General features: G+C 65.1%; 14 protein-coding genes. 6 read left to right on the plus strand and 8 right to left on the minus strand.

Annotated elements, in window-relative coordinates; genetic code table 11:
• Positions 1-431 precede the first annotated feature (431 nt).
• Positions 432-3266 carry a S8 family serine peptidase gene (locus tag KUV62_RS14860; RefSeq protein WP_222604503.1) on the plus strand — a complete coding sequence of 945 codons (2835 nt, stop codon included), beginning with the start codon at positions 432-434 and terminating at the stop codon, positions 3264-3266.
• A 163-nt stretch (positions 3267-3429) separates the two neighbouring features.
• Here the strand turns inward: KUV62_RS14860 and KUV62_RS14865 are convergent, their stop codons facing one another.
• From KUV62_RS14865 to KUV62_RS14875, 3 genes are read right to left on the minus strand one after another with little or no spacing between them, the layout of a single operon-like run.
• Complete coding sequence (locus KUV62_RS14865; protein WP_222604504.1) at positions 3430-4218, minus strand: sulfotransferase family protein; 789 nt, start codon at positions 4216-4218, stop codon at positions 3430-3432.
• Complete coding sequence (locus KUV62_RS14870) at positions 4215-5306, minus strand: acyltransferase family protein (RefSeq protein WP_222604505.1); 1092 nt, start codon at positions 5304-5306, stop codon at positions 4215-4217. Before KUV62_RS14870 ends, KUV62_RS14865 begins: the two co-directional genes overlap by 4 nt.
• Complete coding sequence (locus tag KUV62_RS14875) at positions 5294-6736, minus strand: hypothetical protein (RefSeq protein ID WP_222604506.1); 1443 nt, start codon at positions 6734-6736, stop codon at positions 5294-5296. Before KUV62_RS14875 ends, KUV62_RS14870 begins: the two co-directional genes overlap by 13 nt.
• Positions 6737-6938: 202 nt before the next feature.
• Between KUV62_RS14875 and KUV62_RS14880 the strand changes: the two genes are divergently transcribed.
• From KUV62_RS14880 to KUV62_RS14900, 5 genes are all read left to right on the plus strand, one after another.
• Positions 6939-8342: an oligosaccharide flippase family protein gene (locus KUV62_RS14880; protein ID WP_261395678.1), complete on the plus strand. Its 1404-nt coding sequence runs from the start codon at positions 6939-6941 to the stop codon at positions 8340-8342.
• A gap of 25 nt (positions 8343-8367) precedes the next feature.
• On the plus strand, positions 8368-9222 hold the full coding sequence (locus KUV62_RS14885; RefSeq protein ID WP_222604508.1) for a hypothetical protein: 855 nt from the start codon (positions 8368-8370) through the stop codon (positions 9220-9222).
• 2 nt (positions 9223-9224) lie between these two features.
• Positions 9225-10301 (plus strand): glycosyltransferase family 4 protein, encoded by a 1077-nt coding sequence (locus tag KUV62_RS14890; protein ID WP_222604509.1) that lies wholly within the window; start codon positions 9225-9227, stop codon positions 10299-10301.
• 395 nt (positions 10302-10696) lie between these two features.
• Entirely contained in the window at positions 10697-12232 is a 1536-nt protein-coding gene (locus tag KUV62_RS14895) for a vWA domain-containing protein (RefSeq protein WP_222604510.1), read from the plus strand.
• A gap of 782 nt (positions 12233-13014) precedes the next feature.
• Positions 13015-19935, plus strand: coding sequence for a cadherin domain-containing protein (locus KUV62_RS14900; protein WP_222604511.1), 6921 nt, complete (start codon positions 13015-13017; stop codon positions 19933-19935).
• A gap of 206 nt (positions 19936-20141) precedes the next feature.
• On the opposite strand, the gene KUV62_RS14905 is transcribed toward KUV62_RS14900, so the two are convergent.
• The 5 genes from KUV62_RS14905 to KUV62_RS14925 form a co-directional block, all read right to left on the minus strand.
• Positions 20142-20789, minus strand: coding sequence for a calcium-binding protein (locus KUV62_RS14905; RefSeq protein ID WP_222604512.1), 648 nt, complete (start codon positions 20787-20789; stop codon positions 20142-20144).
• A gap of 462 nt (positions 20790-21251) precedes the next feature.
• Positions 21252-23168 (minus strand): sialate O-acetylesterase, encoded by a 1917-nt coding sequence (locus KUV62_RS14910; protein WP_222604513.1) that lies wholly within the window; start codon positions 23166-23168, stop codon positions 21252-21254.
• Positions 23168-23428, minus strand: coding sequence for a hypothetical protein (locus KUV62_RS14915; protein ID WP_222604514.1), 261 nt, complete (start codon positions 23426-23428; stop codon positions 23168-23170). The genes KUV62_RS14910 and KUV62_RS14915 overlap by 1 nt, the downstream gene beginning before the upstream one ends.
• 212 nt (positions 23429-23640) lie before the next feature.
• Positions 23641-24576, minus strand: coding sequence for a sulfotransferase family protein (locus KUV62_RS14920; protein ID WP_222604515.1), 936 nt, complete (start codon positions 24574-24576; stop codon positions 23641-23643).
• Between the two features lie 25 nt (positions 24577-24601).
• Positions 24602-25519: a glycosyltransferase family 2 protein gene (locus tag KUV62_RS14925; RefSeq protein WP_222604516.1), complete on the minus strand. Its 918-nt coding sequence runs from the start codon at positions 25517-25519 to the stop codon at positions 24602-24604.
• Between the last annotated feature and the right edge of the window lie 114 nt (positions 25520-25633).

Raw genomic sequence — 25633 nt, forward strand, 5'->3', positions numbered from 1 at the left:
GCCGGCGGCGCCGCGCTTTGTGACGCTGGATGGGCGATTTCGGCTGTCACGGTCGCGCGCGATTCCAAGGATCGCGATTTCTGAAATTGACCGAGTCCACGGTCTCCACAGGCGAAACACGGCAAACTGAGGGCTTCTACCGTAAAGGTTGTAAGCGGTCAGCTTAGCGAATTGCAATTTCAAGCTTTGCAAAACAATCTAAAGCAGATTGAGTGCTCGCTAGGCACCCGTAATGACGTGTAATATTTCGCTAAGGTTACGATCCGGGTCGCGACTGTGGCGTTTCCACCACAGCGCGAGGGTGCTGCCCGGTTTTGATCGAATCCCCTGATTCTTGCCGGTTGAACGTCCCATTTCGGTCGTCTTTGCTTTGTCTAACAAGAGCAGACAAAGGCGGAGGATCCACCTCCAGTTGAACAAAAGGGCGACTAATGACTGGTACTACCCTTAGGGCAAATCTTGATCTCGCGCAGGCCGGGATCGATGTCGGACCTTCCTCGGACCCGAGCTTCACGCGCAGCTGGTTCTTTGAAGCCTCCAACCGATCCGACATCAAAATCGATGTTGAATCCGTGTGGGAAGATTATACCGGCGAGGGCATCAAGGTCGGCGTTCTCGACTCCCAGATCGACTACAAGCATGCCGATCTCAAATCGGCCTACGATCAGACCCTGGATTACGATTTCGATCAGAACACGGGCGATATCGACATCCGGCCGACCAAGCTGGCGAGCTCGCACGGCACCATGGTTGCCGGTGTGATCGCGGCGGAAGCCGGCAACGGCGAAGGCTCCGTCGGCATCGCCTATGACGCGACGCTGGTCGGCCTCGCGATGAACTACAGCAGCGCGAACGTCGTCGAGCAGGCGCTGAACGGCATCCGTGCCGGCGCGGAGCTCGACGTGCTGAACAACAGCTGGAGCTTCACCGCCAACTTCGCGGACAACTTCTCGAAGGGATCGGCGGGCGCCGAGATGGAAGCGGCGCTGGCCTACACCGCCGGCGAAGGCCGCGACGGGCTGGGCACCTCGATGGTGTTCGCCGCCGGCAACTCGGGCAGCGACGGCATCTCGAACTATCACAACTTCCAGAACTCGCCCTACACCATCGCGGTGGGCGGCGTGAAGGCCAACGGCGATGCCGCGGGCTTCACCAGCATCGGCGCCAACGTGCTGCTGTCGGCGGCCGGCACCGATGTCTTCACCACCCTGCCGAACAACAGCTACAAGGATGGCGCCGACGGCACCTCCTTCGCGGCCCCGGCGGTTACCGCCGTGATCGCGCTGATGCTCGAGGCCAACCCCGAGCTCGGCTATCGCGACATCCAGCAGATCCTCGCCATCTCGGCCCGCAAGGCGGGGCTCGGCGACGGCGTGGCGCATGGCGAGGGTTGGGTCACCAACGGCGCCGAGAACGTCAATGGCGGCGGCATGCATTTCTCCGACAGCTTCGGCTACGGCATGCTCAACGCGCATGATGCAGTGCGGCTCGCCGAAATCTGGACGACGCAGGAAACCCTCGAGAACCGTGAAACCCTCGAGACCTCGGTCAAGACCGACGACATGCTGATCGCCGGCAAGAACGATCGCATCGAGGTCGATATCAACGTCACCGAGGATATCGAGGTCGAGCACGTTCAGCTCTCGATGAACCTGAGCTGGGCGTATACCGGCGATCTCGACGTCTGGCTGGTCTCGCCGGATGGCACCGCCGTCAAGCTGATGTACGATCTGCCCGACACCGACCGGGTCGGCGTGGTCAAGAATTTCGAGTTCTCCTCGGTGGCCACGATGGGCGAAATGTCAGCCGGGACCTGGAAGCTGGTGATCGAGAACACCAACCCCGACGCTCAGGCCGGCTCCGGCGAGCCGATGACCGGCTCGCTGCGCGAGGTCACGCTCAAGGTGCATGGCAATGCCGAGAGCCTCGAGGATGATGTCTATGTCTACACCGACGAGTTCGGCCTGCTCTACGAGGGCAGCGATCTCAAGTCGCGCCAGATCATCGATGACAGCGATGGCGGCATCGACACGCTGAACATCGCCGCGGTGACCAGCGACAGCGTCATCGATCTCAGCGCCGAGAGCGCCAGCAAGATCGCCGGTATCGCCGTCGACATCGCCGCCAACACGATCGAGAACGTCTTCGCCGGCGATGGCGACGACCTGCTCACCGGCAGCGCCGCCGACAACGACATCCGCGGTGGCCGCGGCAACGACACGATCAACTTCAGTGCCGGCGCCGACACCATCGACGGTGGCAGAGGCATCGACACGCTGGTGCTCGACACGGTGATCGGCGCGGTCTCCGGCTGGATCACCGATGCGGGCAACTTCATGCTCGGCCTCTTCGAAGAAGCGGTCTCGCTGATCAGCAATATCGAGTTCTACACCTTCGGCGACGTCACCTATTCCCACGACGAGGTCATGGCCGTCCTGAGCAACGATGGCGACATCGCTGTCGAGGAGCCCGAGGCTCCGGCCGTCGAAGCGCCGGCACCCGAGGAGCCCGAGGCTCCCGTCGAGCAGCCCGCCGAGCCGGAAGCGCCCGTCGCTGAAGAGCCCGCGGTCGAGGAGCCGGTGGCAGAAGAGCCTGTCGCTGAAGAGCCTGTTGCCGAGGAGCCCGTGGCGGAAGAGCCCGTCGCGGAAGAACCGGTGGCTGAGGAGCCTGAGTTCGAGATCGTGCTGAGCGGCGCCGAGGGCGAGGATCGCCTGCGCGGCGGCGATGAGGCCGAATGGATCGAAGGCAACGAAGGCGACGACTATCTCGTCGGCAACGGCGGCGACGACTTCATTCTCGGCGGTGTCGGCCATGACAAGGTGCGCGCCGGCTCGGGCATGGACTCGATCTACGGCGGCGCTGGCAATGACACGCTGATGGGCGAGGAAGGCAACGATTACCTCGAGGGCAACGAAGGAGACGACATCCTTCGCGGCGACGAGGGGGACGATGTCCTCTACGGTGGCGCTGGCCTGAACCGCCTTCAGGGTGGCGACGGCGCGGACGCCTTCGTCTTCAACCTGGCCGACGAGGGTGCCGTGAGCATCATCACCGATTTCGATGCTGCAGAGGGCGATCACCTGGTGCTGAAATACGGCGAGGCGGCAGCTCAGAGCAGCGTGACCTTCGAGTTCATGCATGACGGCCGCGCCACCTATCTGATCGCGGATTACGATGGCGTCGAGAGCGTCCTCGCCGAGATCTACGGTCAGGGTGTCGAAGAGCTTCAGACCGTCGAGCAGGCCGGAACGGTCATGTTCACCTGATCAGCGGCCCTGCAACGGCAGGGAGGATCGCAAGAGTTCGACTGGCGGCGCCGAAGAGCGCCGCCAGTTTCGCGTTTGAGGTCAGCCGGTTTTCCCGGCGCTGGATCCGGGCGCTGCAGGGAGGATGCCTCGGCAGCGGCGCCGACGCATCGAAGGGCAGGCGCTACGCGCCCGCGACCTGCGCTTCGAACCGCGCATAGGCCGCTTCGACCTTGGCGCGCAGATCCGGAGAGATGTCGAGCTCGAGCGCCGCATCCGCCTCGGGCGCATCGGCCCGCGCTTCGATCCGGGTGTACTTCCCGCTGGCGAAGGGATCTCCGCCGCCACCCTTGCGCGACGCGGCATGGCTCTCGTAGCGGTTCTCCAGCGGCGGCGAGAGAGCGAGTTGCGTTCCCAGTGCCGCCAACGCCGCTTCCGGATCGGCGAGCAGCGCGGCATGGGTGATGCCGAAGCGGCGCTCGGGTGCGAACCGGTCCCACAGGAGATGCATCGCGTGGAGCCGCTCGAGATAGTAGATCGCCGCAGCCTCGTGGTCGGGATACTCGCCATCCCGCCCGAGATCCCGGTAGAGCTTGCAGATCGACCGGATCGAGGCGGCCGGACGGCGGGCCACGAAGATCCCGAAGGATCGGAAGAACGCCTCCGGCGCGGCTTCGTCATGCCGGTTGTGCAGGATCTTGTCGAACAGATGCGTCGCGCCCGGCTTCCACGACTTGCGCAGCGCCTGGTTGACGACCAGACGCCCGAGCGCGCCCTTGCCATCGTAGCGGACATGGGCCTCGCCATAACCGCTCACGTCGGGACGGGTGCACAGGATGTTGGACAGGGCCGTCGAGCCGCACCGCATGTGGGCGAGTATGAAGATGCACCGGTCGTAGCCGCATTGCGGCAGGGCGGTTGCAACGGTCGCGCCAAGTGCGGATTTGGTCGCGGTGCGGAGCGCATTGCTCATGTGGTCATCCTTGGTTCGGGAGTGTCTGTAGAGGAGGGGCCTGCGGGCCGGTCGAAGCGCTGGCGCAACCAATGGATCATCGGTTTTTCGACCCGTCGGTGAATGGCGATGCCGGCCAGGGCGCAGAGGAGGAGCGTCAGCGTGAGGGTGATGAGAAACTGGGGCCAGCCGCTGAGGGGAAGTTTGGCGAACGCCTTGTATAGCGGGATCATCAGGATCGTATGCGACAGGTAGATGGAATAACTCGCGTCACCGATCGCGCCGAGGCCGGGAATAACGAGTGACGGTCGCAGGTCCTGCAGGGCGAGGGTGCCGGCGACGGTCAGGATGCCGGCCGCGAAGAACGCAGGTTGGATCCAGCTCTCGGGCAGGCCGTTGACCGCCGCGATGACCGCGATTCCGAGCCCAAGCGGAAGCAGCAGCACGAAGCGCGAGAAATCGGTTCTCCGCCAGAGCATCGCGAGGAGGATTCCCGCCACGAAGAGCAGGAGGAACGGATTGGTCCAGGTGACGAAGAGGGCATCGGTGCTGTCGACCACGAGGCCGAGACCGACAAGCGCCAGCAGGATCGCGATGGCGACGGGGCCGGGCTTGCCGGCGAGGATCCCGATGAAGAAAACGAGAAAGAAGAACATCTCGTAGTTCAACGTCCATCCTGGAACCAGGATCGGCCAGATCTCCGTCTCGATCGCCGAATGATAATGCGGGATGAAGAGCAGCGATTGCAGCAGCTCGAAAAGTCGCCGCGTCGGCTCTCCGGCCGCGACATCGTTCCGGAACAGGAGCAGGAAGAACACCAGCGTCATGACCCAATAGATCGGGACGACCCGGATGATCCGGCGCTTTGCAAAGGTCGCAGGCCGCTCCTTGCGGCAGGCATACATCATAACGAAACCGCTGATGACGAAGAAGATCAGCACGCCGGGGCGCCCGAAATGGGACTCCTCCAGCGGTGAGTAGAAGCCCGGACGACGCTGTACCGCGTGGTGCAGGACGACCATCATCGCCGCGATGCCCCTTAGGTATTGTATCTGGTCCAGCGTCCTGGAGGTTGCAAATCGATCCGTGCCGAAGTCTAGGTTACCCATTCCACTCGCTCCTTCATAAGAAGCCTTCGCCGTCGCGACTTACGGAGCGCGGGAAGGCCCAGTGACAGGCCGAAAAGCATTCCGGCCATGACAAAGAATATGAAGTCGAGGTTGGGGGTCGCCTTGACGACGAGTGCGCGGGCCATGCAGCCGGCAAGACCCATTTTCAGGGCCATGGCGACTTGCATGGTTGCGGGATCAAAATGCGCAATCGGCGTTCGAAACAGGCGCCAGAGGAAAGTGAGAAGAAGGCCGAGGCCGATGAGCCCGGTGGTTCCGAGCACCGCGGCAATCCAGTTGGAGGCGCGCACCGAGCCGAGGCCCGCGCCGAGTGTCAGAGTGTCCCAGAAATTGCGCAGGGCCTGGATGTTCCAGCTCATGCGCTCGACGCCGGAATCGCTCGAAAGCTTGGTCAGCAGGGAGCGGTCGACGAAATCCGAGAAGGCGGGGACCATCGCGTAGAGCAGATAGGCCGTCATGATGAGCAGCGGCACGCCCGCCACTGCCACCACCAGCGCGCCGGCGACGCGGGTGTCGAGCAGGCCGCTGCGGCCCTTCGACATGTCGCGCATGCGCAATGCCGCGAAGATCGCGATCAGCAGTGCCGCCCCGACATAGGCCGAGGAGGAGGTGCCGCGGATCACCAGGAAGAGCGTCAGCAGCATCATCGCCAGCGGCATCGGGCTCTTGCTGCGGTCGTGGAACCAGTAGCCGAGCCAGAAGCCGAAGATGCCGAGCGACAGGTAGCCGTAGGACGAGGCCTCGGGGAACCCGCCGATCATCCGGTTGAGCCCGGCCATCTCCTGGCCCAGCGTCAGCGAGTAGTTGGCGGTCCGGATCGGGGCCATGACCCAGCTGGTATGGGTCATCTGGGTCAGCACGTCGGTGATGCCGAGGGCAGCATGGGCCAGCGTGATGGCAAGTACCGCGCGCAGCACCAGCCGGTGGTCGGGCCGGCGCATGACGATCATCGCGGTGGCGGCGAAGGCCAGCAGGCTGAGGATCATGCGCAGCAGCTGCGAGAGGTTGCCGCCGCCGGGCGACAGCGGCGACATGATGATGCCGATCTGGTTGGCCACCCGGCCGATGCTGAACACCTCGGTCTGACCGGCGAACAGGCGCGGAAAGAACGCGGTTGCGAGGATCGCGTAGAGCAGGAAGCCGAGCAGCGGCAGCCCGGGCTGGCCCGGGGTGAGCAAGCGCCCGAAATCGGTCACGAAATTGCGGTGCAGCAGCAGCATCATCGCCATCGCCAGCAGCACCATGTCGGTGGCCAGGATCGTCGTGTTGCCGATCGCCGGGAGATTGAACGCCGCCATCATGCCGAACGGGATCGCGACACAGAAGATCGCCAGCCCGTGATAGGCGCCGCGACGCATCATCCAGACCATCAGAAGGAGCGCGATGAAGGTACTTGGGACAACCTGCATGAAAGTGCTGAACCGAGAAGCGTTGATTGAAACAATTCCACGACACCAACCAGCAAAGCCCTACTGTCGCGAGTTGATCCTATCTTTCCGTTGTCGCATTTCATAGTGTCGACTTAACTTCACTCGTAAAGTTTCTTTCATGAACCAAGATTTGCCTGAAAAGTCGCGCAAGCTCGGAAACGGACGAGCGCGCCGAGGAGGCATGGCGATCTTCGCCTTCGTGGCGCGATCGCTGCAACAGATTGCCACCTTCGTCATTACCCTGCTGGCCGCACGATTTCTGCTGCCGGCGGAATACGGGGTCTACAGCCTCGCCATCGTGTTCATCACGCTGATCCAGACCCTGACCTACACCGGATTCTACCATTTCGTCGTCACCTCGAAGCAGGAGGACGACGTCGTTCTGTCGACGAGCTTCTGGATGATCACCGGGCTTGCGACGATTGCGGCGGGGGCCCTGGCGCTCGCCGCCTGGCCGATCGCCTGGGCCTTCGACGCGCCGGATCTCGGGCCGGTGCTTCTGCTGCTTGCGGCGGTGCAGCCGGTGGCCGGGGCGGGGGCGTGGTTCTCGGCGGCGCTGCTGCGCCGCGGCGCGGTGAACCTGCACTTCACCATCATGTTCGTGCAGAACCTGGCGGCGCTGGTCGGCGGCGCGGTGCTGCTCGGCCTGTGGCAATCGCTCTACGCGCTGGTGGCGTTTCGCTATCTGCGGGTGCTCACCGGCGCGGTGCTCTATCTCGTCCTGGCCCGCGACCGCCCGAGCCGGATCTTCGATCGCGAGATGGCCCGCAAGGCGACGGGCTTTTCCGGCGGGCTCTACGGGGCGCGCTTCCTCAATTTCCTGTCGCGCTATGCCGGCGATCTGCTGCTCGGCCTGATGTTCAGCACCGCGGAGGCCGGTCTCTACCGGTTCGGCAACCGGGTGGCCGGCGGCGCGGTCGACGTCATCCTGCAGCCGATGCGCAGCTTCGCGCTGACCCAGTTCGGCGCCGCCGGGCGCAAGGGCAAGGACCTTGCGCATCCGCTCGAGCGCTTCACCGGCACCATCGTGGTGCTGACCGGGGGCGTGGCCTCCGTGGTGGTGGTGTTCGCACCGGCGGTGGTCGCGGATTTCTTCAACCCGGCCTATCTCGCGGCGATCGGCGTGACCTACGCGATGGCGCTGCGCTCGGTGCTCAGCATCGGCAACCTGCTGCTCGAGCCGGCGCTGGCGGCAAAGGACCGGACCGGCCGGGTGATGATGTTCAACCTCGTCTGGACGGTCCTGACGATCCTCGCGGTTTTCGTGTTCTCGAGCTTCGGACTGGCGGCGCTGGCCTGGAGCCAGGCCGCGGTGATGGGGATGACCACGGTCTCGGCCTTCTGGCTGCTGCGCCGCGAGGGCATCCGCGTCGGTCGCGCGGTGCGCGCCCTCGGGGTCAGCCTCGGGCTGGTCGTTCTCTACGCGGCGGCGCTCAACGAGCTCTGGCTGCTGCTTCAGGCGGCGATCGAAAGCGACGTGCTGGCGCTCTGCCTCGGGCTTGGGGTGGCAACGCTTCTCGGCTGCGTCGCCCTCGTGCTAGCGTGGAAGCTCAAGGTCTTCACGCTCGGCGCGTTTTCAGGATGAATTTTAAGAAAAGACAGGCAACTTAATGCGGTATCTCCCGACACACGACCTTTTCTTCGTGCACATTCCCAAGAATGGCGGCCAGAGCGTGCGCAACGCCATGGTCAAGGCCGGCACGCTGTCCTTCGCGCCGCTGGCCGAGGATCTCGGCATCCCGCCGGAGCAGGCCGCCGAGGCGGCCGAGTCCGGCATCGAGCACCCCGAGCTCGGCATGATCCACCCGGCGCACCTGCCGCTCTGGGTGATGGCTGCGTATTTTCCGCAGAGCTGGCAGACCTTCCAGTCGAGCCACAGCCTGGCGCTGACCCGTGATCCGCGGGACCGGTTCTTCTCGGCGCTGATGCAGCGTCTGAAGGAATTCCGCGGCGCCGGACAGATCCGGGCCGATGACCCGATGGTGGCGGAAGAGGCGGCGCGGGTCTGCGGCTGGCTCGACCAGCGCCCGCGCCACGCGGACCTCGAATATGTGCATTTCATCCGGCAGCAGGATTTCGTCGATCTTGACGGCACCCGGATGGTGAATGCGGTCTTCCCGATGAACGCGATGGGCGCAGTGGCGGCCTGGACCGAGCAGGCCTGCGGCTTCCGCCTCGAGGTCGGCCACGATCACGCTCGCCGCCAGCCGAAGGCCTGGGCCAAGCGCATCCAGCCGGTGGCACGGTTTGCCGGCCGCAAGCTGATGCCGCGGACGGTGAAGCGGGCGCTGCACCCGCTCTGGATGTCGAGCGGGGTTTTCGCCAATGCGGCGCAGGGCTACCGCGACGTCTCGCTGGGCGACGACACCGAAGCCTTCATCGCACAATACTATGCGGCCGATGCTGCCCTGCATGCCGAGGCGCAAGCCGCCGCGACCGCACAGCTTGCCGGGACGGCTGCCTGACCATGGCCCGCATCGACATCAACGGAAAGTTCCTCGGCGCCGGCCTCAACGGCGTCCACCGGACGGCGGCGCATTATGCCTCGCTGCTGATCGAGCGTGGCCGTGCCGCCGGCCACGAGGTGCGGCTTCTGTCGCCGCGCGAGGTCGCCCCCGATCCCGAGTTCCCGCTGCTGCGCCCGGAGGTGCATCCGGGCCGCTTCGGCGCCGGGCAGGGCTGGGAAATGCTGACCTTGCCACGGCTGGCGCGCGGCGCGCTGCTGGTCAACTTCTGCAACCTCGCGCCGCTGCTGCATCCGCGCTCGATGGTGATGATCCACGACGCGCAGACCTATCTCTACCCGGCGGATTATTCCGGCCGGCAGGCCACGGCCTACCGGGCGCTGCTGCCGCTGATCGGGCGCCGCGCGCTGCGGATCCTGACGGTCTCGGATTTCTCGCGGCACTCGCTGGCCGATCACCATGTCGGCCGGCTCGACAAGATCGACGTGGTGCATAACGGCACCGACCACATCCGTGACATCCCCCCGGAGCCGGAAATCCTCGCCCAGCACGGGCTGGAGGCTGGCGGCTACGTCATGGTCGTGGGCTCCGCCAAGGGCTACAAGAATATCGCCCGGGTCTTCGAGGCGATGCGCACGCCGCTGCCCGGCGGGCAGAAGCTGGTGGTGGCCGGCGGGGCAGGGCGCGACGCCTATCTCGCGAAGGGCTGGCAGCCGCCGGAGGGCACCGTCTTCACCGGATTCGTGTCCGACGGCGCGCTGCGGGCGCTCTACGAGGGCGCGGCGGTGTTCGCGTTTCCATCCCGCACCGAAGGCTTCGGACTGCCGCCGATCGAGGCGATGCATTGCGGCACGCCGGTGGTCGCGGCGCGGGCTGGCGCGATGCCGGAGGTCTGCGCCGAGGGTGCGCTGCTCGTCGATCCCGAAGACACCGCGGCATGGCGCGACGCGCTAATCTCGGTGCTGGGCGATCCCGCCCGCTCCGACGCTCTGCGCCTCAAGGGCTCCGAGCGGGCCGCCCAGCTCAGCTGGCGCGCCGCCGGCGATCGTCTCTGGGAGACGGTGTCGAAGGTGATTTGATCGGACACGGCACTGCACGTGACCGGCTCGGGAGGGCCGGTCACGATCGTTTGGGCGATATCGCACCGGGGGCGCGGACCGTTGGCCGCCCCGGGCGTGATGAAACTCGAGTTCAGCGCCGGGGCTGGTGTCGCCTCAGGTTGCGTTGGCGCAAGCTGAAATAGAATTTGCGGCTTTGATTTCACCATGACACCCCGGTTTCGCTGAATTTTCGAGAGATAGGTGAAATTACCGATCACACACTTTTCGGGTGATCGTTCGATTGACTTTTTAACGGAATCAGAGAAGCTTTGGGCAGCGGCGCCGTTTTTTTGCCGCAATTACATTCGTCGGACCATTGGTTCAATTCATTAGTTTTGCCGGAGCGTGGCCGACGTTTTCTGGTGGAGGAAGTTATGTCTGTAGTATTTTCGAAAGCCCTCGGCGATGGTGAAATGATCGTGGCCGATGGCGCCGATGACTCCCTGCTCGGGACCAGTTTTGACGATCGCCTGATCCTTGGTCCGGGCAATGACACGGCCTATGCCGGCGCCGGCGACGATTACGTTCGCGGCGAAGCCGGCAATGACGAGCTTTACGGCGAGGATGGGGACGACAAGCTGATCGGCGGCGATGGCGATGATTGCCTCTTCGGCGGTGACGGCGATGATCGTCTCTACGGCGGCTCCGGCCTCGATTTCCTGCAGGGCGGCGACGGCAACGACGTGCTCTACGGCGGAACGCCGGGCGAAGGCCGCGACAATTCCTATGACGTCTTCGATTTCGATGATGATGACGGGTTCGACCGGGTCTTCTACATGGACGCCTCCGACCGGCTGAATTTCAACGGCTCGGCCACGCTGACCGCGGAGTTCCGCGGCTCCAACAACGACGTGATCCTGAACTATGGCAACACCACCGTGGTGCTCGAGAACGTGGAGTTCATGAACGAGTCGAACTACCTCGATTTCATCTCGTTCAACGATCCCTCGAAGCCGACCGGCGACACCCCGCCGCCGCCCCCGCTTGAGCCGCAGCCGGTAAGCTACTCGACGAGCGCAACGGTTCCGGTGTCGGGTCAATCGGTGGATTTCACCATCAACACCTTCGACAGCACCGATGACGGCACGCTCGACATCTCGGCCACGGTTGGCCTGAGCGGGGTCAGCGGCAGCGGCGTAAACATCGCTTATGTCATTGATGAATCTGGCTCGATCAACTCCTCCGAGCACGCGTTCGAGACCGGCGCGCTCGTTGGTCTGACGCAAGCGATCATCGATGGAGGCTTCACCAACGAGCAGGTCGATATCGGCGTGATCCCGTTCTCCAACGGCGCGGTGGTCGACGGCGTGTTCGATCCGGCGGATGCCGCCGACCTGACGGCGGTCAACCCGGACCTGGTGAACGCGATGGTCACCCGCAACTACTCTGGCGGCACCAATTTCGAGGGCGCGCTTCAGGGCGCCATCGACTTCCTCAACAGCGTTGCCGATCCCGGTGAGACCAACCTTGTCTACTTCTTGTCGGACGGTGTCGGCGGCGGATCCTTCCTCGACGAGGTGGCCACGCTGACCGACCCGAGCGGGCTCAACGCGCAGATCCTCGCCTTCGGCATCCCCGGCGCCAGCACCGCCCAGCTCGACCAGATCGACAACACCGGCGGGGCCACCATCCTGGGCTCGATCGACGATCTGAGCACGGCGGTGGTCGGCTCGCCGATCTCCGGTGCCACGGTCGATGATTTCGTGCTGATGGTGAACGGTGTCGTGGATACCAGCGTCGACGAGACCGACCTGGTGGTCACCCCGTTCGGCTACAGCCTGCCGACGGAAACCATCAATGGCCTCAACTTCGGCGCCGGCGACGAGAATGACATCACCGCCATCGTGTCCTTCGACGATCCCGACGACACCACGCTGACGATCGATTTCGAGGCTGACTCGATCTTCTGAGGCTTGCGCTTCCCCTTTCCCCGCCTGGCGAGATGCGCCGGGATGGGGTGGGCCAAAAAAGGCGCGCGGCGATTTCGATCGCCGCGCGCTTTTTGTTTCGCGCCGCTGCATGGATCGGGTGGGAGCAGGATTCGGCGTCGTCGCAAATGGCGGCCAGAAGATCGGCTCGAACCGGACGATTAGGTTTACAGAGGCGGCGGGATCCTGCCGTGCGACGGCCCGCGATCGACGCCGCGACAGGCTGATTCTCATTCGTGACGTGGGGTAATTTCTTACGAAAGCCGGTTGGGATTCCGGCTTTGTCAGGCGCTATCAGCGTTCGTGCTGGCGCAAAGCTCGATCCGAATTGTCCGGCGTAAGTAATTGAAATATTTATTAAGTTATCAAAATGATAAAGTCAGACTTATTACTGATGTTGGTGATAACCAAAGCCACTCAACCTAAGGTGAAAAATTAGCCGTATGCCCTTATTTTGCCTTATTCATTGACAGGCGAAGTTTCGCTCCTCTACGGTCGGGCCATAGTGCTTTTTATGCGTTTGGGGGCTGTTTTTACAGAAGGGAAACAAAACACGTTCATGTAAGTCATTGAACGTGCAGGGGAGTATCTGAAATTTTCTCGCATGCCTGGACCGCTTTTGCTGCGGCCCGACCATTTGGCATGTCGGTTCTGCCTATGGGGGCGATGCGCGGAAGCGATTCCGCGCAAATGAAATTTTTTGACCGGGTGGAATTGCACAGGGAAAGCGCAATCCCCCGGGATTTGATTGAAGGGGAAAATCAATGGCCACGATCTTTGTCGATGCTGCGTTTGCAGGAACACCGGACGGCTCCAGCTCTGCACCTTTTACCACGATCGCAGCGGCGCTCGCCGCGTCTGCGGATGGCGATACGATCAGCGTCGCGACCGGCACCTACGCCGAGAACCTGACGGTCGACAAGGCCGTCAGCATCGTCGGCACCACGGGCGGGCCGGTGCAGGTCGGCACCGGGTCGGGGGATGCGATCCTGGTGACCGCGAACGCTCCCGCGGGGACCGTCACGCTCAGCGACATGGTGACCGTCGGCGGCACCAGCGGCGTCGAGCTCTCCGCCGCCGCGGTGCTCGCCGAGCTGGTGCTCGACAACATGAGCATCTCCGGCGCCAGCGGCAGCGGCTTCGTGGCCAACGACACCGAGACCGTCGACGCCATCGCGATCCGCAACTCGAGCTTCGACCAGAACGCGCTCGGCGGCAGCAATGGCACCGGCGATATCACGATCTTCCAGTACAACGGCGATGTCGAACTGACCGATGTCAGCATCACCGGCGCGGCCTCCGGCACCACTCCGCGCGCCGACAACGCGATCCAGATCGCCGGCTTCGACCAGGCGACCTATGACGTGCAGGGCCCGCTCGGCACGGTCGTGCTCGACGGGGTCACGGTGACCGGCGATTACGACAAGCCGCATCTCGCGATCCAGGGCTACACCGATCTTTCCGGGCTCAGCGTCAGCAACAGCGCGCTGACCGGCGCAGCGGGCTGGGGCTATCTGGTCTTCATCGACCCGGTCGGCTCGTCGGGCGACGACGCACCGGGCGCGCCGGGCTATCCCGGCAATTTCCCCGGCGGCGTGGTGACGAGTGCGCTCGACCTGTCGGGGCTGACTGTGACCAACCAATCGCCGGATGCGCCGTTCGATGTCTTTGCCCGCGGCACCGATGCCAGCGACGAACAGACCGGCACCAACGCCGATGACCTGCTCAACGCGCCGGCCGAAGGCGAGACCGACCTCGGCGGCAACGATGTGCTGAGCGGGCTCGGCGGCGACGATACGCTGCTCGGCGCTGCCGGCGACGACACGCTCGATGGTGGCGAGGGCGACGATCTGCTCGACGGCGGGGAGGGCGCTGACGATATGTCCGGTGGCGACGGCGACGATCTCTATATCGCCGGGGCCGGCGACACGGTGACCGAAGCGGCGGACGAAGGCATCGACACGGTCGAGAGCAAGGAGGATTTCACCCTCTCCGACAATGTCGAGAACCTGATCCTGCGCGATTCCGCCAGCAATACCGAGGATTTCGAGGATTTCGCCCTCGGCGCGATTGCCGATGGCGAGAATGGCTGGAGCGTCGGCGGCGGAACCAAGGACCAGGAGGTCGTGACCGATCCCGACGACGGCTCGAACCAGGTCTTCAAGATTTCCAGCGATCCGCATTCCGGTGATTTTGCCGGGCCCTTCACCCCGGCGCTCGACGAAGCCGCCGGTGAGCCGCAGACCACCGCGCCCAACGACACGATGAAGATCTCGTTCACCTTCAAGGCGGTGGACCCGGATCCCGCGGACAATGCGACGCTCGAGGTCGATTTCGGCAAGGACGCGTCGGATGACCGCAACAGCTTCATGCGCATCGAGAACACCGGCGCCGGCATCCGCATCGCCGTCTCCGATCCGCAGCTCGATGGCAACTGGACCACGGGCGACACGCAGAATGTCTTCGACGCGTTCACCGGCAACACCACGCTGATCGAGGGTGTCGATCCGACCGTGGCGCACGAGTTGACGATGGTGGTGACATTCGTCGACGGCCAGGACAATGACGTGGTCAAGTATTACCTCGACGGCAACTATATCGGGGAGTCGACCAGCTTCGAGAACTATTGGGACGTGGTCGATCCGGGCACTTCCCACGCCGATCATGCCGAGGAGACGCAGGTCAGCCGCCTGATGTTCCGCACCAGCTCGGCCGGTGCGGCGACCGATGGCGTCGGGGGCGTCAACGAGGGCTTCTACTTCGACGATATCAGCTACGCGACCTACAACGCCGATGGCCCCGATGGCACCGGCAACGCGCTCGACAACAGCATAACCGGCAACAGCGGTGCCAACGTTCTGTCGGGTCTGGCGGGCGACGATACCCTCTCCGGCGGTGACGGTGACGACACGCTCGATGGCGGCGACGGCACCGACCTGGTGATCGCCGAGGGGGCGCGCAGGGGCGGCGAGATCGTCAAGAACGGCGATGGCAGCTACACCGTCACCGATACGGGCAGCGGCGAGAGCGACCGGCTGATCGGCGTCGAGGGCGTGCAGTTCGACGATGGCATAACCTATGAGCTCGACGTCAACAGCCCCGACTATTCAGGCGCGCTCGAGCGCTTCTCGGCGGGCTTTGAGGCGGATGCGGACGGACTGATCGCATACGGCTCCACGGTGACGCAGGAGGCGTCTGGCAGCAACGGCGTGGTGTCGAAATCCGGCAGCGCCCACGCGCGGCTTTCGGAAGCCGAGTCCGGCGGCGCCTTCACCCGGTTCGACGGCTACCGGACCGGCGACACGCAGGGCTTCGTCGCATCGGTCGATGTCTACCTCGACACCGGCATGGCCGCGGGCGAAGGCTTCGATTACTCGGTGGCGGCCAACACCCAGTCCGGCGATCACCTGCAGGATTTCATCTTCCACGTGACGATGGACAGCAGCAGCGGCGAGCTGCTCGTCGGCGGCAGCAACAACACCAATTTCGATCCGATCGAAAATCTCGAGACCGGCAATCACGCGGTCATCGGCCAGTCGGGCTGGTACACGTTTGAGCACAAGTTCTACGAGAGCGCCGAGGGCGATCTCGAGGTCGCGATGAACGTCTATGACGATGCCGGCAACTGGGTCTTCACCGAGATCCGGACCGATCCGGCCAATGATTTCGACACGGTCTACGGCGGCAACCGCTATGGCTGGTTCACCAATGTCGACGTCGCCGGGGGCATCGCGGTCGACAACCTGGCGCTCTCGACCCTCGACACCCGCCCGGTGCGTGCCGTCGACGGCAACACCATCGTCGGCCATTTCGACACCGAGGCCGAGGCCGAGGCGGCGGCCGATGCCGGCACCATCTCCGGCGAGACGCTGTTCATCTCCACCGACGGGCAGCCGGGGGGCTATTTTTACGTCGTCGAGGGGATGTCGATCCAGGATGCGATCGACGCGGCCTCGAGCGGCGACACCATCAAGGTGGCGGCCGGCACCTATGCCGAGAACCTCGTTATCGACAAGGCGCTGACCATCGAGGGTGCGACCGACGCCAGCGGTCCGCTGGTCGAGATCGGGACCGGATCGGGAATCGCGATCAGCATCACCGCCGACGATGCCGGCGAGACCGTGGCGCTGAGCGGCATGGCCAGCGATGGCGGCAGCGGCGGCGTCAGAGTCGACAGCGCGGCGATGCTGTCGGAGGTGCTTCTGGAGCAGATGAGCATCTCGGGCGCCAGCGGCAGCGGCGTCTCGGCGAATGACGCCGAGGGGGTCGGCGCGATCACCATCCGAGACTCGGCCTTCGCGCAGAACGCGCTTGGCGGCTCCAACGGCACCGGCGACATCGTCCTCTTCCAGTATAACGGCGATGTCGAGCTCAGCGGTCTGACCATCGACGGCGCGGCCTCGGGCACCACGCCGCGGGCCGATAACGCCATCCAGATCGCCGGTTTCGACCAGGCCACCTATGATGTGCAGGGTCCGATCGGCAGCGTGGTCATCAACGATGTCACGGTGACCGGCGATTACGACAAGACCCATCTCGCCATCCAGGGCTACACCGACCTGTCAGGACTGAGCATCAGCAATAGCGCGATCACCGGCATCGCGGGCTGGGGCTATCTCGCCTTCATCGATCCGATCGGCTCGCCGGGCACGGATGCGCCCGGGGCCGGGGGCTATCCGGGCAACTTCCCGGGCGCGCCGGCAGCCGCAACGCTGGATCTCTCCGGGCTGACGCTGACCAACCTCACTCCCGGCGCGGTGCTGGATCTCTTCGCCCGCGGCACCGATGCCGCAGACACCCATATCGGCACCGAGGGCCGCGACATGCTCAACATGCCGGCGGAAACCGGAATTGACTACGGCGGCGACGATCTCGTCCGTGGCATGGGCGGGGATGACACCCTGGTCGGCGGCGACGGCGACGACACGCTCGACGGTGGCGAGGGCAATGACGACATCGAGGGCGATGGCGGCAGCGACGAGATCGCGGGCGGTGACGGCAACGACACCATCCTCGGGGGCGGCGGCGCCGACTTCATCGACGGCGGCGATGGCAATGACAGCATCAATGCCGGCGGCAACCGTGACACGATCTTCTTCAGTGCCGGGCAGGATTACGTCAACGGCGGCGCCGGGCGCGACACGCTCGTGCTCTCCGGCACCGCTGCGGATTACGACATCGCGCTGCTGGGCATCGATCACTACCAGATCACCCGGATCGCGGACGGCGCCTCGACCGAGGCCGAGAGCATCGAAAGCCTCGGCTTCCAGCCGGCGGATCCGCTCGACGCGGTGGATGACAGCTTCACCGTCGATGCCGGGGCGGTCCGCACGCTCGACGTGCTGGCCAATGACAGCGGCGTTGGCACGGTGATCGGGGCGACGGTCCAGGGCGGTGCCGAGGGAAGCGCGGCCCCGGCGGCCGACGGGCTCTCGGTCGCGTATGATCTGACCAGCGGCTACCAGGGGCTCAACGCCGGCCAGTCGGCCACCGTCGAGATCCTCTACCTCCTCTCCGACGGGGCCAGCGCGAGCGACATCGCGACCGCAACCGTGACGGTGAACGGCGTGGCCGACGATGTCGGGGCGATCACCGACCAGGACAGCGCCACCGCGGATGCGGTCGACGAAGGGCTTGCCGCCGGCACCTATGCGGGGATCACCGCGCAGGCGATCGATCCCGACAGCAATGACAGCGTCACCTACTCGCTCTCCGACGACGCCAACGGGGCCTTCACCATCGATGGCACCACCGGCGCGGTGAGCACCGCGCAGGTGCTGGACCGCGAGGGCCCGGACGGGCCGACCCGGACCATCGAAGTGACCGCCACCTCGACGGATGGCACCAGATCGACCCAGAGCTTTACCATTGCGATCGGCGATGTCGGCGACAATGGCGCCTCGGTGCCGGTCGACGCGGATGCGGCCGCCAACACGGTTCTGGAAGGGGCTGCGGCGGCGACCACCGTCGGCATCACCGCCTCCTCCGTGGATCCGGATGTCGGCGATGACGTCTCCTATTCGCTCGACGATGACGCCGGAGGGGCGTTCACCATCGATGCGACCACCGGCGTGGTCAGCGTTCTCGACGGCAGCCTGATCGACCGCGAGTCCGACGCGGCACTCAGCATCACCGTGCGGGCGACCTCGACCGACGGCAGCTTCGAGACCGAGACCTTCGCGATCGCGGTGGGCGACGTCGACGAGTTCGATGCGACGACCCCGGTCGACAGCGTCGCGCCGACCGGCGGCAGCGTGCTCGAGAATGCCGCCATCGGCTCGGGTGTCGGGATCACCGTGACCTCGCAGGATCAGGATGCCACCACCAACGGCATCACCTACTCGCTGACCGATGACGATGGCGGCCGGTTCCTGATCTCGGCGACGACCGGCGAGGTTCTCGTGGCCGGCGGTATCGATCGCGAGGACGCGGCGACACGGCAGATCACCGTGCGGGCGACCTCGGATGACGGATCCTTCGCGGAAGAGACCTTCACCATCGACGTGGCCGACCAGAACGAGTTCGGTGTGACGGCGCCGGTCGACGAGGACGCGGCCGACAATACGGTCAGCGCCACGCCGACGGTGGGCGATTACACCGGGGTCGATGTCACGGCCTCCGATGCCGACGCGACGACCAACGCCGTCAGCTATTCGCTGCTGGTCGGGGGAGGCGAGTTCGAAATCGACAGCGACGGGCGCGTCACGGTGGGCGCGGGCTTCGACCCGGCCGGACCGGCAACACGGTTGATCACCGTGCAGGCGCAATCGGCGGATGGCTCGGTGGCGCAGGCCGATTTCAACATCTCGGTGGGCGCGGTCTTCAACGTCATCGACGGCACGCCGGGGCGGGACGATCTGACCGGAACCGCCGATCGCGACGTGATCAACGGCTTCGAGGATGACGACCGGCTCTACGGTCTCGAAGGCGATGACATTCTCAATGGCGGCGACGGAAAAGATCGCCTTGAGGGCGGCGAAGGCAACGACGAGATGAACGGGGGCGCCGACAATGACGACTACATCGTCGACTCGCTCGGCGACACGGTCAACGAGGATCCTGGCAACGGCACCCGCGACACCGTCTTCAGCTCGGTCTCGATCGCCTCGCTGTTCGACAATGTCGAGTATCTCGAGCTGACCGGCAGCGCGGATCTCGACGGCACCGGCAACGCGCTCGACAACCGGATCGAGGGCAATGACGGCGCCAACACGCTGTCGGGGCTCGATGGTCGCGACAAGCTCTATGGCGGCGATGGCAATGACCTGCTGATCGGCGGCGACGATGTCGACGTGCTGCTCGGGCAAGGCGGTGACGATACGCTGCAGGGCGACGCCGGACGCAACGTGCTCACCGGCGGGACAGGCGCCGACACCTTCGTCTTCGCCGCCCTCCCGGTGGATGCCACGACCTACGACCGGATCAAGGACTTCGACGCGACGGAGGGCGATGTGCTGGAGCTCGACGCTGCCGCCTTCGCGGTTCTCGGGGCCAGCGTCGATGCAGGCGAGTTCATCATCGGCAGCGCCGCCCTGGATGCGGATGACTACCTGATCTACGACGTCGCCTCGACCAAGCTCTACTTCGACGCCGATGGCAACGGCGCCGGGGCCGCGCAGCAGATCGCCCGGCTCGACGGGGTCGGTCTTGGCGATATCGCCTTCGACGACTTCAGCATCGCCTGAGGCCAGCGGCCGGGACCGGGCAATCCGGTCCCGGCGCAAAAAAGAGACGGGCGGGGCCGCGGCCTCGCCCGTTTGCGTTTTCGATGAGGGGATGGGGGGCTTGGAAAAGGAGGGCGCGCATGCGCGCTGGTCAGGCGGTGCAGTATGACGAAAAAAAGGCCCCGGCAGGGATGCCGGGGCCTTTATGTTTGCGTGCCTTGCGTCTCTTAGACGAAGATGATGTCCGAATCCTGAACGATCTCGTCATAGAACACGACGGTGGTGGCGCCGTAGGTCATGAAGGTGTTGCCGCTCGGCAGGTCATAGTCGAGCGTGTAAGAGCCACCATCGGTGAGCGCGATCACGTCGGTGCCGGACTCGAAGTCGAACACTTTGTCGTTGCCGTCGTCCGCGTCGAACACGAAGGTGTCCACGCCGCCTTCGTTGTCGTCGCCATCGGGATCGTCGCCGTAGAGGACGTCGTTGCCGTCGCCACCGATGATGGTGTCGTCGCCGGCGCCGCCGTAGACGCGGTCATTCTCGGTGCCGCCATCGAGCACGTCGTTGCCTTCGCCGCCGTAGAGCTTGTCGTTGCCCTGACCGCCGAGAAGGGTGTCGTTACCCTCGTCGCCGCGCAGACGGTCATTCGAGCTGTTGCCCTCGATGTAGTCGTCGCCCTCACCACCATTGATGGTGTCACGGTTGGCTGCGCCCTTGATCGAGTCGTCGCCCGCGCCGCCGTTGATGGTGTCTTTCTGACCGGCACCGGTGATGGTGTCGTCGCCGCCAAGACCGTTGATCAGGTTGTCGCCCGGGAAGCCCGTCACATCAATGGTATCGGGGCCTTCGGTCGGTTCGATTACTGGGGTGACCATAATCATTCTCCAATATGCCGGCTCGAAGGCCGGGCTTCTTGCTCAAAATATCTGCACGTCCCTTGTGCAATTAACCGCTCAAGACGTACGCCATCGGCGTGCCTCCTCGCGGCCACATTGCTGACATTATCATTGCCCCAGTGATTCGGATAGCGAGATCGAGAAAAAATTGTTTCGTCTTCTCCCTTGATTTTATTCACTTCGGCCGCAGAAGCTGGGACGCGCTCGACGATAAGTTGATGTTCTTAATACTTTGTCAATGACTGTGTTCTAGGGGCTTTGTTTCCAAAGCGGATAGTTGCCAGCACCCCTAGCGTGTGTATTGTTTCCAATTTGCATTGTTATGGTTGATTTTCGCCACCTTTGATTGTGGCTCAAATGTGTCGATCGCGGGGCGAAACAGCGCGATGAAATGAAAATCTCCATCCATGGCGCTGTCACTTTTCTGACGCGATCTGACCGTCACACGGCAAAGTAGGCGAGCAGCGTGCCTACATGCTGTGCAATGGCCTGCAGCTCGGGCGCGCTCAGGGCGCGCTGCGCCACCCCGACGCCGAGGATCCGGGCGTCGGAGTAGGTGCCTCCCGGGTTTCCGATCAGGAGATCATCCGCCACCGGGGCGACGGAGGCGACGCTGCTCTGGTCCAGCAACAGCCCGTCGTGCCCGTGCAGGCGCAGCGAGGCCGGGCCGTCCCTGACGACCGCGCGCATCCCCGTCGCGGTCGTCAGGCCGCTGACATTGGCGTTGCCCGAGGAGTTCAGCAGATAGCGCGCGGCGCCGTTGTCGAGCACCCGAAGATAGCTTTGCCCGGGGCCGTCATCGTTGATCTCCGAGCGGTTGGTGCTGGCGAGCGCGCCATACCAGACCAGAATGCTGCAATTGTCCTGCGGGAGATCCGTCGCGGGGGCGACCTGCAGGCTCAGGCCGCCATTCGAGGTGCCAAGCCCCTGCCAGCCTAAGCCTTGGCTCCAGGCCCAGGCGTTCGAGGTCAGGGGGGCGACATCGGCCATCGAGGTCACCCGGTCGACCAAGTCCAGCCGCGACGCGGTCTCGTCTCCGAGGCTAAGATAGAGCCGCAACATGTCGGACCACCAGGGCGCGCCCTTGGCGGCGCCGTAGAGCGCGTCGATGGCGTCCGCGTCGCTGCCGGTGATCGTCGCACCGCCATTGGCACTGACCTGGGCGATGAAGGCCTCCGTCTCGGGCTCGAGGCTCGGCGCCGAGGCGTGGGTGGTGACGGTCCATGTCTCCGATGTGCCCCCGACCGTCACCGTGCATTGCGTGGCGCTCGACAGCCCCGCCGCCGCCGCGACTTGGCGCAGCTGGAGGCTCTGATAGGGATGGATGGTGCCGGTCGCCGAGCTCCAGTCCTGCCAGAGCGTGCCGTCCGGATTGCTGACACGATACTCGCCACCGGCGATCGACACCTCGGCATGCCCGCCGATGCCGGCGAGCGGAAGCGGCTCCGAGAGAATCGTGGCGCCCGGAGCCACGTTGGGGCTGTCGCTGAAGCCGAGATTGGTCGCCACCTTGTCCGACACCGCCCCGTAGGTTGCCGCGTAGGTCCCGATCCAGGCGGCGTGACAGCGCGCCCCGCAGCCTTCCGTCCAGGGCTCGGCCGGGTGCAGGCTGGCAAAGTTTCCGGCATCAAAATCGAGCGACACGATGCGGACCCGCGCGCTCTGCTCCGCCGCGCGCTCCTGGGCTTCGCGAACGGTGAACTGTCCGGTATAGGTGCTGGTCGCGAGATCGGCGCTGCACGGGCGGATCCGCTCGACAATGACCGTACCGTCGCCCGGGAAGGCGCCGCTGTCGGAGAGAGCCTGCAGCAGCGCCTCGAAATTGGACAGGTAGAGGTCGGCCGCGGCCTGGCTGTTGGAATCCGCTTCGCCCTGGTTCCAAAGCAGCACGTCCTCGGCGCCGATCCCGAGCGCCGCGAGCGAGGCGCGCGCGGCGAGGGATTGCGCCACGTAGCCGTCGAAGCGTTCGCCGGCGCTCTGCGGAGACCAGTCGCCGCCGCCGGACTGGGCCAGCGACTGGCCATTGACGCACTCCTTGACGATATAGACCGGGCGGTCGTCGCCAGACTGGCGCATCCGGTAGAGGAATTCTGCTTCGGAGCCCCAGGCCCCGGAATCCGCCTCGCCGCGATGGCCGGAATTGCTGCCGCAGACATAGGCCGCCCAGTCGCCGGCCGCGCCGTCCCAGATCCAGCTCGCGCCGAGCGCGGCATACTTCGCCGCCGGAGAGCCGCCGCTGTTTCCGGCCTTGCGGGCGTTCGATTGCCCGGCGATCGACAGCAGGACCGCGTCGGCGATTGGGGTGGCAGGGGCGTCCTGCCCTGCCACCGACGTCACGAGGCCAAGCGCCGTCTGCATCAGATCAGTCCCGCGATGCCGGTGGCGCTGGTGCCGGTCGCCCAGACCCGGCGGCAGCGCAGCGGGAATGCGATGCCCGCCGAGACATGCACGGAGGCCACGGTGCCATCGAGGGTGGTCACCCGCACGATGCCGCCGGTCGCGACGTTCAGCGCGCGCGGGATCGACGCGAGATCGGTGCCGTCGTCCGGGGTGATGGCGAGCACATCGGTTGCGGGGGCGGTCAGTCCGCTGCTGTGGTCTCCGAAGCGGTCACTCATTGCGGGGCTCCTTTCGATCGGTAGGGGCAGCGCGTCATCGCGACTGCGTTACGATCCCGGGAAGATCCCGGCAGGAGGCGGAGTTTTGGTTAACCGTGCGTTCGTTGCGCAGCGAGCTGATTGCACGTCATGCCAACGCCCGCTCGCGTGATCTCGCACTGCGGGCGCTCTTCGCGGCGCAGGGCTGAGGCTTCGGGACACTGCCGGCGCGCTTACTTGCGCCAGGCCGGGATCTCGCGGCCGAGCATCTCCTCGAAGGCGGGGATCTTCGGGGCGAGATACTCGGAGAGCCAGGCACGGGCCGCGGTCTCGTCGACATCCTTCTTGTCGAACTCCACGGTGGCCGACTTGCGCAGCCGGTCGACCATGCTCTTCGGAAGGTGCCGGCGCACCGCCGCCCAGGCGCCGGAGTTGCGCACCGCCGCGACCATCGGGAAGCGTTCCTTGCGCGAGGTCGGCGGGGACTTGTGGACGTCGGTGATCTCGCTCTCGTCGTAGTCATAGGACTCGAGGCCGAGCCAGGCGATGGTCTCGGCCAGCACCTCGCGGCGGCGGCTGCGCAGGTCCTCGGCCACGATCACGTGGATCTGGGAGCGGTCGAAATGCTCGAGCCAGGCGCCGAGTTGCAGCGCGTAATCGGAGCTGTCGCGGTAGAGCGCGTTCTCGCGGACCGCCCGGTCGAGGGGCAGGGGCTCCTGGAATTCCTTGAAGCGCTGCCAGTAATGCGCCACCGCCCGCGACACCGGCTCGCGCACCGTGTAGATGATGCGCGCGTCGGGGCAGGCCGCGGCAACCCGCGCCGGCACGCCGGAGCGATGCGGGGTCTGGGAATAATAGACCGAGCCCTCGCCGCGATAGGCTGCGCTCTCGCCGCCCTGCCAGAGCGCGAGATAGTCCGGCCACTCATGCGAGCAGGGCTGACGGGCCATGATCGGCCAGGCCTCTTCGAGCTCCGACTGGTCGACGAAGAAGCAGGGCTCCTTCTCGCGGCTCATGCAGATCCCGGGATGCGGCTTGAGATAGGCGTGCAGGGCGCTGGAGCCGGATTTCGAGGCGCCGATGACGAAGAGATTGGGCATCAGGGCGCGCGACGCCGGATCTTGCGGCGGTGTCTCGATGGCGGCGGCAATCTTGTCGGTCATGGTCATCTGGGGGTACTCGCAGGAGGGAAATTCAGAGATCGAGAATGCGGTCGGGGCGGGCGCGCGCGGTCAGGATATGCGCCAGCGCCAGCCAGTTGCCGCTGGCGCGGGCACCGCGGTCGATCCAGGGTTCGGGGCGGAACATTTTGACGTGGTTGGCGGCGAGGTTGCGGAAGGCGAGCTTCGCGGCGAAGCCGGCGCGCATCGTGCCCTTGCGCCAGAGATACCAGGGATTGGCCAGCTGGCTGTAGCCGAGCTTGCGCCCAGAGGTCTCGCGGCCGGACTTGGCGCCGCGGTGGACCCCGGCGAACGCGTCGGTCTTGATCCGGCCGCCGGGAATGCGGGCGGCGAAATCGATGTCTTCCTGCCAGGCATAGAGCGGCAGCGACTCGTCGAACCGGGCGTCTCCGATCCCGGCCATGCGATAGGCCATGTTGCAGCCGTAGAGCCCGGCCAGACCTTCGCGCAGGATCTTCGGAGTGCCGTGCTCGGCGGCGTCGTAGCTCGCCACGAGGCTGGCCGCCTCGGCGTCGGTGTAGCCGGGTTCGTTGATCCCGTCGGCGATGAGGTGACCGGTCATGCCGTTGACCTCGGGCCAGCGCGCAAATGCCGCCTCGATGCCTGCCAGCGCATCGCGCGAGGGCACGAAGTCATCGTCGTAGAACACCACGATGTCGCAATCGCCCGCGATCTTGTCGAGCCCGGCATTTCGCTGCCGGGGAAGCCCCTTCGGCGAGATCACGGTCTCCGCCACGGTCGGCGCGGCAAACATCGGCGCCGGGTCGAAGCCGACGTCTTCCGGCTTCGTGACGACGAAGAGCACCCGGTCGGCCGGGCGGGACTGGGTCTGAAGATGTGGCACCAGCTCACGGACGCAGTCGGCGCGTCCAACGGAGCAGATGATCACCGCGATGCGGGGTGCGCGGGTCGCGTCAGGGGCCTGTGCCAAGATCGTTCCACCAATACAAAGTCTCAATGCACCCGATCATTGCGTCTGCGCCCGGGCCGTCAACGCCGAATGTGAGTGCGGTGCAGAAAATTCCTGCCGCGATGCAGCGATGTC

Origin of the sequence: Salipiger bermudensis (assembly GCF_019801965.1) — a bacterium.
Lineage (GTDB): Bacteria > Pseudomonadota > Alphaproteobacteria > Rhodobacterales > Rhodobacteraceae > Salipiger > Salipiger bermudensis_A.

Coding starts and splice junctions, on each gene's coding strand:
- KUV62_RS14860 (WP_222604503.1), top strand. CDS start 432: ATGACTGGTACTACCCTTAGGGCAAATCTTGATCTCGCGCAGGCCGGG.
- KUV62_RS14865 (WP_222604504.1), bottom strand. CDS start 4,218: ATGAGCAATGCGCTCCGCACCGCGACCAAATCCGCACTTGGCGCGACC.
- KUV62_RS14870 (WP_222604505.1), bottom strand. CDS start 5,306: ATGGGTAACCTAGACTTCGGCACGGATCGATTTGCAACCTCCAGGACG.
- KUV62_RS14875 (WP_222604506.1), bottom strand. CDS start 6,736: ATGCAGGTTGTCCCAAGTACCTTCATCGCGCTCCTTCTGATGGTCTGG.
- KUV62_RS14880 (WP_261395678.1), top strand. CDS start 6,939: ATGGCGATCTTCGCCTTCGTGGCGCGATCGCTGCAACAGATTGCCACC.
- KUV62_RS14885 (WP_222604508.1), top strand. CDS start 8,368: ATGCGGTATCTCCCGACACACGACCTTTTCTTCGTGCACATTCCCAAG.
- KUV62_RS14890 (WP_222604509.1), top strand. CDS start 9,225: ATGGCCCGCATCGACATCAACGGAAAGTTCCTCGGCGCCGGCCTCAAC.
- KUV62_RS14895 (WP_222604510.1), top strand. CDS start 10,697: ATGTCTGTAGTATTTTCGAAAGCCCTCGGCGATGGTGAAATGATCGTG.
- KUV62_RS14900 (WP_222604511.1), top strand. CDS start 13,015: ATGGCCACGATCTTTGTCGATGCTGCGTTTGCAGGAACACCGGACGGC.
- KUV62_RS14905 (WP_222604512.1), bottom strand. CDS start 20,789: ATGGTCACCCCAGTAATCGAACCGACCGAAGGCCCCGATACCATTGAT.
- KUV62_RS14910 (WP_222604513.1), bottom strand. CDS start 23,168: ATGCAGACGGCGCTTGGCCTCGTGACGTCGGTGGCAGGGCAGGACGCC.
- KUV62_RS14915 (WP_222604514.1), bottom strand. CDS start 23,428: ATGAGTGACCGCTTCGGAGACCACAGCAGCGGACTGACCGCCCCCGCA.
- KUV62_RS14920 (WP_222604515.1), bottom strand. CDS start 24,576: ATGACCATGACCGACAAGATTGCCGCCGCCATCGAGACACCGCCGCAA.